The sequence below is a fragment of the uncultured Dokdonia sp. genome (assembly GCF_937910895.1).
Taxonomy (GTDB): Bacteria; Bacteroidota; Bacteroidia; order Flavobacteriales; family Flavobacteriaceae; genus Dokdonia.
The window spans coordinates 37,479-47,397 of sequence record NZ_CALEMI010000087.1 but is presented as its reverse complement, the minus strand read 5'-3'; the positions used below and the strand labels follow the sequence as shown (position 1 = coordinate 47,397).

The following is a 9,919-nucleotide window of genomic DNA, read 5'->3' as shown; positions in this document are numbered from 1 at the left end:
CCATAAGGGACTTGTACCCTCTAAATGAATTATTTATCTTTCGATAAATAAAAGATGCCCATGCTGGGCACACACACTGTATATGAAATCATAGCACCCTGCGGGATGCTACGCTTCATATACTAACCGTTGTAATTAATAGTCACTGAGCAATAGACATTTATGTTAATTTTTTTTTTATTTTTAGATTTTATTATTTTAAATAAACAATAAAAGCATAAAGTTAATTGAACGTTTAATATAAATGAAATACGTATTCAATCTAAATATAGAGACAAGACCCACGAAAATGAATCTGACCTCATAAAAAAAACGGATATATTACTAGTATCTGTCAACGAGGCTGAAAGAGAAGGAGTTTTAAAATATATACTTCCAGTTCCTACCAGAGATGCAATAATAAATTTTGTTCACGAAAAAATAAATTACAGAATTGGTCGTCTTGGCCATCATCTAATTGCTCACGTCGAGTCTGGAATGGGTTCTGCTAATCAAAGAGGTTCATTAACAACAGTAAATGATGCAATTCAAACGATTAGACCAAAACTTGTAATAATGGTGGGAGTTGCTTTTGGTATTAACAAGAAGAAGCAAAAGATAGGTGACGTATTAGTAGCTAAGAGCTTAATAAATTATGAAATATCGAGAGTCAATTCTGGCGAAAAACCGGATACGCCTAGGGATTCAAACCCCTACAGCGGAAAACTCTTATTCAATGTTTTTTCTTCTGCAATTGACTGGAATCATTATTTAAGTAGAACACAAAAGGCAAATGTGCTAACAGGAGATGTTTTATCCGGCGAAAAATTAATAGACAATCTTGAGTTTTGCGAAAAACTAAAAAAAATGTTCCCTAAAGCAATAGGTGGAGAAATGGAAGGAACAGGATTATCTTCTGCTTGCATAAACAAGGACATTCACGAGTGGATAATAATAAAAGGTATATGCGATTGGGCTGATGGTAAAAAAAATAAACGAGGTCAGCCGAAGGCCGCAGAATCTGCAATGTCTTTAGTTTTTCACGTTCTAAGTGAGCGCTATGTTTTTAGCGAACAAAACATTTATACATATACTAATGAAGTTGTCGAATTAGAAAATAGCAAATACATTTTAAATGCAAGAAGAGGCTCGCCACTTTGGACGCTTAACAGACTAAGGTCAAGTCTAGTACCAATGCTTGTAAAAGACTTAAAATCTTATAAGGAAATGGGATACGCTGATGATATATGCGATGCTGTAAGAAAAGATTTAAATTCCTTACAGAACGAAATATCTAAACTACCCAAATCTTATAATGGAGGTATCGAATTAAATAGAATATTCTCTGAATTTATAGAATACTACCTCAAATGGAATAGTATTAATGGTACTTCAGAAGACTCAACAAAAAATCGCATAAGAAATAGATGTGAAATAAAAAAGAGAAGGGACGAATTGGCAAAAGTTATAAGAGTAAGTCAACAACATCTGAATCAAAATATGTCTGAAATAAACACTATCGAAATGTTTCAGTATCAAGAAGAGCTGCTCAACAAATATCCAGATGTTTTTCCAAATTTTAAAAGAGCAGTTAAAAGAGTTCGAAAAATACTCAACGCTAAGACAGTAAACGTTGAGATTCCTACCCCACTTTTTACGTGTTTTTGAGTGAATTTGAGATACTTTTTCAAATTATAAGCCATTGCAGATAGATGCATTACTTTATTGGCTTGTTGGATACCTATTGCAAAATTCTTTCAGGTAATTTGACATTAAAAAAGAATGTATTACTGTATATACTTGGAAAGTTTGATGATATTTCATATTTGAGTGAAAAAATGACAGAGCTACATGAAACATTTAATCAAGTTTATAGTAATTCAATTTACCTGTTAAATTTGAATAACATCTTGTATATCAAGTTATTTTTTTGGTTTTAAATAGTATATGCATATGTGTCCTCCCGTAAGTTATTTTTAAAGAGTAACTTTATTGAAACAATAGACAGAGTTTAATTTAAAGACCTCGAAAAATTCTAATTAAAGCTTTTACAAAAATTAATTTTACTCTCATTATGAATAGCTTTAATTTGTGATGATAACTCCACTACGAAAGCTTTCTTTTTACTTCTTTCTAAGAGTTTATATATTTCTTTAAAAGACTTTACTGTTTCTATATATGAATCATAGGATAAGTCTTCATCAAAATCTATAAATAACGCATTATATGATGTAAATAGCTCTAGTAAAGCTTCATTGTCTTCTAATCGTATTAGTTCTGAATTATAAACAATTCCCTTATTTGTAGCTGTAATGCAACTAATCGTTCGATCTGAAAGAGCTTTGTCTATTGACTGTTTTTGATTAGAATACATATCTTTTTCTAAAAGATATGTCCAATGTAATGGAGGTAGTGATGGTGGTGTTTTTTTTGTTGAAATTGATTTAGCCATAGGAACAAATGTTGGTATCTCAGCAGTAGACTCTTCACTCATTTTCTTAGCATTATATTTAGGATAATTTTTCCAGTAAATACCCTTAAGAAAATCTTTATCTTCAATTGACCCCATCTTATACACTATTTTTCGTACATCTAAAGAAGCAATTTCTGTTTTTAATTTATCAACGGTACTATAAGGGGTTTGTTTATCTATATAGAGAAAGATTACAGTACGTAACCTATTTTGTTCAGGAATGGTTTTTATTGCCTGATCTAATTTTAAGGCAATGTTATTTAAGGTAATACGTTCTTTTTCAAGATAAATATTTTCAAGTTTATCGATATAAAAACTTAATACAGGTGTCACTCTTGTAATTTTAACTTCCTGTTCTCCTTCTGGTAATTCGATACTTTTTACTTGGGCATTAAATATACTTACACAAAAAAAACAAAAAGCAATGCAAATAATTTTCATAATTATTAAGCTATTAAATCCTTTGGGTAATATTTATTATCCCTAAATGTACTATCATCCAAGCCTTTTATTTTAACTATGGCAGCAGCTACAAAACACCAATATCCAACATAAAGGTCATGTACATTTTTATGAAGACCATAAATTGGAGTGCCTTTAAAACTTGCATACCATTCCTTCTCTAAAAAATATTTTAATTCTTTTTCTGCTATTTTACTGTTAGGTTCTTGTATAATATTTTTTAATCTTCCGTAGCGCTCATTAATATGAAAAAAAACTTGGTAACTTTCTTCTATAATAGGAGTTTTACCCTTGTCTTTATAACAGAATAAAAAATCAAGTAAAAAATCTTTAACTCGATCTCTTTCTACATATATAATTAATTTATTAAATATAGTGTCAGAAATACCTAATAGAATCCCTAAAGATATTACCTCTAAAATTCCAAGATAATTAGAGAACGTATATTGTTCTAAAATAGTGGTTGTATTTCCTTTTGAGTAGACAAATTTACCAGACCCTTCTGTCCAATTTTCATACATTAAAGATACTGATTGTGTATATAAATCTATAATATCATTAGATTTCATATTGTCCCCCCTAGAGTATTTAGCAATTATTAAATTTCTATAAGTTGTAGACATACTTAATTTAACAATACTAATTCTTTCTTCTTTTATTAAATTATTTTCAAGTTTATTGATACGTCTATCAATACTATTCTCAAGCGCATCTACCCTCTCATTAAAGTAGCTAATATCCTTAATTTTATCTCTCATCTATGATATGTAATTTTATTTTTAAATTCGGGAAATCACTAAATTAGAAAAGATTTCCCGAATTAATAGTCAGTTTTTGAATAAATAAATTTAGGGTATCCAGACTCCTATAATATTTCCAAGTTCATTTAATTCAGAGTAAACTTGACTTCCATCTGGAAGTACCCTTGAAATAACCCTAGTGTATCCAGCATCCATTATTTCTTCTCCCAATTCTTGTCCAACTTCTTGGATCAGTCTATTATTTCCGCTATTTAGACCCAAAATCCAAGAATCACTCATCTGTTTACCATCTATAGTATTACCTAGAGTAGAGGTGTTATATTTACTTTCTACAATTAAGAATTCACCTGTTTGTGGATTTTTAAAAATCCCATCTATACCTGGTCCCAAAGGTTGATCAATATTTGTTATTCTGACATGAAGAGGTTCATAGCCATTAGAAGCAAAATCCACATCAGTAACCATTTCTCCAAAATTACCTTTCCTTCTTGTATTCCCATTTAGGTTTAAATCAATCACTCCATCTAAAACGTCCTCAACAACTCTTTTTTGAGTACTTGCGATTTCATCAAGATACCTTATAACTGCTTGTGATGCATCTATAACTTCATCCCCATATTTTGTAAGCCTTATTAATTTTACAAGATCACTACCTGGAACTATGTCAACTAAAATTAATATTCCAGCTACGGCTCTACTTTGTTCTACACCATTAAAATCTTTTCCCGTTATAACAATTAGAATATCTTCTATGGGTAAAATGTATCTACCTAACACAACCCCACCATTTTCAATAACAGCCTGAAAAAAGGCTTCTATATCACAAGAAAGGCAGTCAAAATTTTGTGTTGGTAATAAGTATTCATACCAATCATTGGAATTATAGTCATATACATAATGGTAGTTGTCTTGAAGAGGACCGTCAGTCGGTGCAATCGTTGATAAATCTTCTGGATTAATAGCTCTATAGTGAACGGACTCATATAACACACTTCCATTTTCAAGCAAGAACATTGTACCATCAGTATCTGGGGGATTATAGGTATGTGTATAACTTAAAGCTTGCCGATTTTTAAAAACTCCACTATTAGGTATCCAAGTTGGACTTTCTTCAACATTAGTTGTAATAGTAAGTAGAACCCTTGTGTAATTAGCTTTTTCAGAATCGGAGAAATTATTCTGTAAATATTCTAAAAACTCTTCGGCTATATCACTATTTTGAATTAGATAATTTTCTTGTTCATTGGTTAATGGAGATTCTAAGTATTCAGATATAGCAAAAATTAAATCATCATCAAATAATATCCCTATTGTTGTATTTGTATTATCAGGCTCATCTTCTGGTGGTGCTTCGGCACAGCCATTCCCGCTTGGATCACATTGATTGGGACAAGGATCACCATAATCATCATAGCATACTTCAGGAAGTTCAGGTAGATCATCAGGACATCGCACAGTATCTTCTACGCTCTTATCTCCATAGGTAATCACAATAACCCATGAACCACCAGCCTCAGGATTATTACATTCACTTGGTTCATTATGTAAAAATTGTCTCCAAACACATAACCATTTTAGATCTGCTGACACATCAGGATCAGGTGGGGGATTATCTCCATTTCCACCTCCGTCACCATCTCCTGGTCCTGGGCTTCCATCATTACCTCCATCATTACCTCCACCTCCATTTGGATTACCATCATCAGAACAAGGACTTCTCGTTTCTCCGTTAATAGCTACACCATCTAGTAAGTTTAGTTTTGCTATATACCTACCTGTGATGCTGTAATGTATAATTTCTCCACTAAAAGTTGAAAAATCTTGCGTATCTCTATAATTAGGAATCCAACCTTCATCAGGACGATATTCTACAATGTATGAGAAAAAACCTGTAGAAGATTCTTGAATAACAAGATTAAATGTTGACTTAAAAGTAGTATCTGTATTCTCAATAGAAGTGAGTAGAAAAGTATGATTCTTACGGTTATATTGATCTGTTACCTCAATAATCTCTCTGGTTTGTAATTCTCCTATCACTAAATCAGGTTCGTTTGACCTATTATTTGAATCAATAGACTTCTCAATGATAAAATTCCCTTTATGATCTCCTAGTGTTGAGAGGTAATCTGCCACTTCTGGAATCTCATCTAGAGAAACAGTCGTAGTGGTTGTTTGTAAATGTTCGTGTAGATGTTCCTCTAGCGAGGTAAAAGAGGCATCATCTTTTTGACAACACACAAAAAGTGTCATTGCTGTGAGGACTAGAAATGTTCTTGTCCTACAAAATCCTACATTCTTACTCATTTTCATTTATGGTTTTTAATTAATACTTAAAAGCATAAAGGATTTTTAAAAATTCAAGATAGTTCAAGTGCAGACCCTAGATGATCCTAATATCATGCAAGTAAATGAAGTGACTGATCTAATTGAAAAACCGTTTTTTATACTTTAGAAAACAAAACTAGAGAGGATGTTTTGTGTGTAAACACTCTAAAAGAGTAAAAAAATTATACTTTTAGAGTGTGCTATTTATACTTTAAGTATGTATGATATGCTGTTTTTTACGGTTATACCGTAAAAAATTGGAGGATTTAAATATTTTTTTTATTGAAGTTTCATATATATTTAATAGATATTAATTTTTAAATATAATATTATGGCTAAAAAACCGCCTGATGGGCTCACCTCAGAAGAAAATCAAAATAATGAAGAAGAAAAGTCGATACAAGAGACAGAGGACAAAAATAACGATACTTCTACTTCAAAGGATGATGATTAATGACTAGATTTATTATGGGGATATGTTGTATTCTAATAACATTCCCCTTAAACCATTTTGATTATTTAGTGCCTGAATTTAAAGAGTTGACTTTATTTGGGAACACCTATGTAATTGTAGAAGGATTGACTTCTGAAGATATTATTTGGACATTAATTCAAAAATTTAATATCCTCTTATTGTGTTTTGCATTTCTATTATTGATGCCTCTAACTAAAGAGCATTTTAAAAATTCAAAACTCATTATTAAATTAGTAATTGGTGTTACAATTTTATTAAATATTTATCAAGCCTTAGCTCTTTTATATCGTTATGTAAATGGCTTTGAAGATGATATGTTTATAACAACATATATAAGTCTCTTATTAATTATTGCAACAATATTTTTCTTATTCTACAAACTACAACAATACCTTGTCAATAAAAAAAGTAAAAGAAATAAAAGATTAATATCTGAGATTAATGAATTAAAAAAAGAAATTCAACATAGAGTCAATGCATTAAAGGATAAAGATTTAAAAATGTTACAGATACAATCAAAAGTTGATTCTATTCAAGACACTAATATATTTATAACAAAGAAGATAGAAGCCTTAGAATGTCTACCTTTATTTATTAAAGAGACTGATAATATGGAGACATGGTCAAAACTAGCGCATAGAAGAGCCATGATGATTTATGGACAACTAGATAAACAATTAAAAGATTTAGAAGAAGCAAAAACAATTGCCTTATAATAATTTTGTGGTGCGACACGATTTATGAAAAAGAAAGATGATATACCTAGCAAAAATAACGCAGAGTATATAGACGTAAGAAATGATTTAAAACAACTTAAAGTCCTTATTATAGAAGATCATTCTTTAATGAGATTTGCTATAAAACAGGTATTCTCAAAACTTAGTAATAGTCAACAACAATATAAATTTGTTATTGATATAGCATCTAATTGTAAAGAAGCTTATGACAAGATTTCTTTAAGAAATAATTTTTACGAACTAATTCTTTTAGATATACAACTTCCAGCATACCCATCTCAAAAGCTATTTTCTGGAGAAGATATTGGACTTTGGGTAAAAAAAACATTATGCCTCTCTTCCAAAATTATTGTAATAACCTTAATAAAAGATAATTTTAGAATCCAAAATATAATTAAAACGGTTAATCCTGATGGCTTCTTTGTTAAAGGAGACATTACTCCTGAAGCATTACTAATTGCATTGAAGAAGATTTTTGAACCTACATCCACAACCTATTATTCAGAGTCAATAACTGCATATTCACAAAAATTAATCTCTAGTGACTTCTCAATAGACCTTATTGATAGACAACTACTCTATGAAATATCTCAAGGAGCTAGTAACGTAGAACTTCAAGAGTTACTATCACTTTCTAAAAGCACAGTCCAAAAACGTAAAGGCAGGCTTATGGATATCTTCAATGTGTCAGACAATAGTAACAGAGAACTTATTATAAAGGCTAAAGAACAGGGATTCCTATAAGTTTTTTTTTCTATATAAAAACAATCTAAAAGTATAAAAAAAATATACTTTTAGATTGTTTTTACATTTCACTATATCAATAATTTAGCTTCATAATTAAATAGAACTTTAAACACTCATTTACGCTTTTCACCCTTTATAAAAGTAGGACTATAGTTAAGCCCTTAGTGTTTGATGTAAAATGCACCACACTCAAATATTTTGGGTTATAGTCCTATGAATTTAAAGAAACTATATAATTATATTTTTGAATAATATTTATTTAAACACTCAATTCAGTAGTTGATACTATATCCTTTAAGTATGCCTTTTTAGGGGAAGAAAAAGCGCTTATTGGATATAGTTTTTATCGAGTTTTTCACCCCAAAAAGTAGAACTATCCGCCCATCTCTTCCAAAGTCATTGCACCACACTTTCTATTGGAGTTTTGGGTATAGTTCTATGATATTTTTAAAGAAAGAAAAAGAAATATGACAATACAGTATTACGCACAACAATTAGAAGCCATCAATTACAAAGCATTGTGGGTGGGTCAAAATATGATGGAAAAAATAGAGGGTATTTCAAAACATACTGCATTTATACGTCCTATACCTGAACTTCATAGTGTCGCGGAGATGATAGGGCATCTAATTGCTTTACAAATAGATGTTATTAATAAACTAAGGATACATTTCAATTTACAACTAAGGTATCAGCCTGACTATTGGCGCTCAAATGAAGAACTTAAAACCATTGGATGGAAGCAATTAAAAGAAGACTATGAAAAAAGCATCCTATCCATTCTTGTTCTTATTGGAGATAAGGATGATTCTTTATTAGAGAAGACTTATACAGAAGAAAACCATAAAAGTGTGTACCCTTTTGAATTTGCTTTAGAGGGGGTAATTCATCACACGATGTATCATTTAGGACAAATAGGTATTACCATCAAGCTTCTTATTAAAAAAGAGCTTCATGTAACTTAAAGAGTCAAGTAAAAGGATTAATTTCGGGGGCTGTTCTAGAGGGATATCCCCAAGCCACATATTGTGGTTTGGATGTATCTACATCAAGATGTACAAATGTTTTACCAACACCAATACGGGTAAAACCAAGATGATATGCTTGAACCACCAATAGGTTACGAATAGCTCGCGTGGGGGCGTGAATATCAACAGCTTTACATTTCGTAATCAAATGGGCGGAGTCAGAAACTCCGCCCACTTTTTTATTCCAAAATTCACTACGGACTGCCGAGTTGATATTTTTAAGTACCCTGTAGCCTGTCCGTTTTTCAAGAAGTTGTAATTTCCTTAAAAGCGTGCGATCAATACACTTTCCTGAACCCGCCATATCTTTGCTATCAAAAACAGAAAAATCAACCTTATTTTTCTGTTTCTTAGTTTTTGATTTAGCTAGATAACGTACTAAAACGGACGCCCCAACAATAAGTGCTACCGTCCCAATACCTACATAGATATGCTTATAAGAAGAGATCATATTTGTTCTTTTGTAAGACCGTCTTTTTTCTTTCTAAACCTCTCGTGCAAGTCCATACCTACCTTTATAATACTAGCCATCATAAAAATTCCAAAAACAACATTAAGTAGTGTATTTCCGTTATTTGCATTCATCTGTAGAGATTCTATAAGATTTGATTTCTTCTTCTAATTGATCTACATACTTTTGTAGTTTATCAATTTTTTGACGTTGTCCGGTTATGATTTTATTCATGGCCGTATTTTTATCCTCTAGTTCTTTTAATCGCTTTTCCATATTCTCAGACCACATCTTATAGTTTTCAATCACAAGACTATTTGCCTGTACGTGTAAGTTGTGTATCTCTGCATTTTTTAAGCGATTTTGACTTTTAAATTGTATTAATAGCTCTATGAGTTTCCAAAAACCCGTAGCGCTAAATATGACAATAACTATTTTTGTAATATCCATACTGTATGTTTTAAAAAAATCTTTAGTACTT

At 31.0% G+C, this 9,919-nt stretch carries 11 protein-coding genes; 5 read left to right on the top strand and 6 right to left on the bottom strand.

Annotated elements, in window-relative coordinates; translation table 11 throughout:
• Positions 1–240 precede the first annotated feature (240 nt).
• Complete coding sequence (locus Q0505_RS10805) at positions 241–1,647, top strand: hypothetical protein (RefSeq protein WP_366519403.1); 1,407 nt, start codon at positions 241–243, stop codon at positions 1,645–1,647.
• A 367-nt stretch (positions 1,648–2,014) separates the two neighbouring features.
• On the opposite strand, the gene Q0505_RS10800 is transcribed toward Q0505_RS10805, so the two are convergent.
• The 3 genes from Q0505_RS10800 to Q0505_RS10790 all read right to left on the bottom strand — a co-directional run bounded on the left by Q0505_RS10800 (position 2,015) and on the right by Q0505_RS10790 (position 5,979).
• The gene (locus Q0505_RS10800; protein ID WP_299212662.1) at positions 2,015–2,893 is read right to left on the bottom strand and encodes a biopolymer transporter ExbD; all 879 of its coding nucleotides are present in this window, start codon (positions 2,891–2,893) and stop codon (positions 2,015–2,017) included.
• Between the two features lie 5 nt (positions 2,894–2,898).
• Positions 2,899–3,672, bottom strand: a complete 774-nt coding sequence (locus Q0505_RS10795; protein ID WP_299212660.1) for a PoNe immunity protein domain-containing protein — start codon at positions 3,670–3,672, stop codon at positions 2,899–2,901.
• A gap of 90 nt (positions 3,673–3,762) precedes the next feature.
• Positions 3,763–5,979 (bottom strand): hypothetical protein, encoded by a 2,217-nt coding sequence (locus Q0505_RS10790; RefSeq protein ID WP_299212657.1) that lies wholly within the window; start codon positions 5,977–5,979, stop codon positions 3,763–3,765.
• Between the two features lie 352 nt (positions 5,980–6,331).
• Between Q0505_RS10790 and Q0505_RS10785 the strand changes: the two genes are divergently transcribed.
• The 4 genes from Q0505_RS10785 to Q0505_RS10770 all read left to right on the top strand — a co-directional run bounded on the left by Q0505_RS10785 (position 6,332) and on the right by Q0505_RS10770 (position 8,924).
• Positions 6,332–6,454 carry a hypothetical protein gene (locus Q0505_RS10785; protein WP_299212655.1) on the top strand — a complete coding sequence of 41 codons (123 nt, stop codon included), beginning with the start codon at positions 6,332–6,334 and terminating at the stop codon, positions 6,452–6,454.
• 68 nt (positions 6,455–6,522) lie between these two features.
• Positions 6,523–7,191, top strand: a complete 669-nt coding sequence (locus tag Q0505_RS10780; RefSeq protein WP_299212653.1) for a hypothetical protein — start codon at positions 6,523–6,525, stop codon at positions 7,189–7,191.
• A 24-nt stretch (positions 7,192–7,215) separates the two neighbouring features.
• Positions 7,216–7,956, top strand: a complete 741-nt coding sequence (locus tag Q0505_RS10775) for a response regulator (protein ID WP_299212651.1) — start codon at positions 7,216–7,218, stop codon at positions 7,954–7,956.
• Positions 7,957–8,426: 470 nt separating this feature from the next.
• Positions 8,427–8,924: a DinB family protein gene (locus Q0505_RS10770; protein ID WP_299212649.1), complete on the top strand. Its 498-nt coding sequence runs from the start codon at positions 8,427–8,429 to the stop codon at positions 8,922–8,924.
• Between the two features lie 4 nt (positions 8,925–8,928).
• Here Q0505_RS10770 and Q0505_RS10765 read toward each other — a convergent pair whose 3' ends face one another.
• Genes Q0505_RS10765 through Q0505_RS10755 form a run of 3 tightly spaced genes read right to left on the bottom strand, consistent with a single transcriptional unit; the run spans position 8,929 to position 9,888 of the window.
• On the bottom strand, positions 8,929–9,438 hold the full coding sequence (locus Q0505_RS10765; protein ID WP_299212647.1) for a D-Ala-D-Ala carboxypeptidase family metallohydrolase: 510 nt from the start codon (positions 9,436–9,438) through the stop codon (positions 8,929–8,931).
• Positions 9,435–9,572, bottom strand: a complete 138-nt coding sequence (locus Q0505_RS10760) for a hypothetical protein (RefSeq protein ID WP_299212645.1) — start codon at positions 9,570–9,572, stop codon at positions 9,435–9,437. The genes Q0505_RS10765 and Q0505_RS10760 overlap by 4 nt, the downstream gene beginning before the upstream one ends.
• Complete coding sequence (locus Q0505_RS10755) at positions 9,559–9,888, bottom strand: hypothetical protein (protein WP_299212643.1); 330 nt, start codon at positions 9,886–9,888, stop codon at positions 9,559–9,561. The genes Q0505_RS10760 and Q0505_RS10755 overlap by 14 nt, the downstream gene beginning before the upstream one ends.
• Between the last annotated feature and the right edge of the window lie 31 nt (positions 9,889–9,919).

Excerpts from the sequence above, each read along its gene's own strand:
- Q0505_RS10770 (WP_299212649.1), top strand. The coding sequence starts at position 8,427 with ATGACAATACAGTATTACGCACAACAATTAGAAGCCATCAATTACAAA.
- Q0505_RS10800 (WP_299212662.1), bottom strand. The coding sequence starts at position 2,893 with ATGAAAATTATTTGCATTGCTTTTTGTTTTTTTTGTGTAAGTATATTT.
- Q0505_RS10795 (WP_299212660.1), bottom strand. The coding sequence starts at position 3,672 with ATGAGAGATAAAATTAAGGATATTAGCTACTTTAATGAGAGGGTAGAT.
- Q0505_RS10790 (WP_299212657.1), bottom strand. The coding sequence starts at position 5,979 with ATGAGTAAGAATGTAGGATTTTGTAGGACAAGAACATTTCTAGTCCTC.
- Q0505_RS10765 (WP_299212647.1), bottom strand. The coding sequence starts at position 9,438 with ATGATCTCTTCTTATAAGCATATCTATGTAGGTATTGGGACGGTAGCA.
- Q0505_RS10755 (WP_299212643.1), bottom strand. The coding sequence starts at position 9,888 with ATGGATATTACAAAAATAGTTATTGTCATATTTAGCGCTACGGGTTTT.
- Q0505_RS10775 (WP_299212651.1), top strand. The coding sequence starts at position 7,216 with ATGAAAAAGAAAGATGATATACCTAGCAAAAATAACGCAGAGTATATA.
- Q0505_RS10760 (WP_299212645.1), bottom strand. The coding sequence starts at position 9,572 with ATGAATGCAAATAACGGAAATACACTACTTAATGTTGTTTTTGGAATT.
- Q0505_RS10785 (WP_299212655.1), top strand. The coding sequence starts at position 6,332 with ATGGCTAAAAAACCGCCTGATGGGCTCACCTCAGAAGAAAATCAAAAT.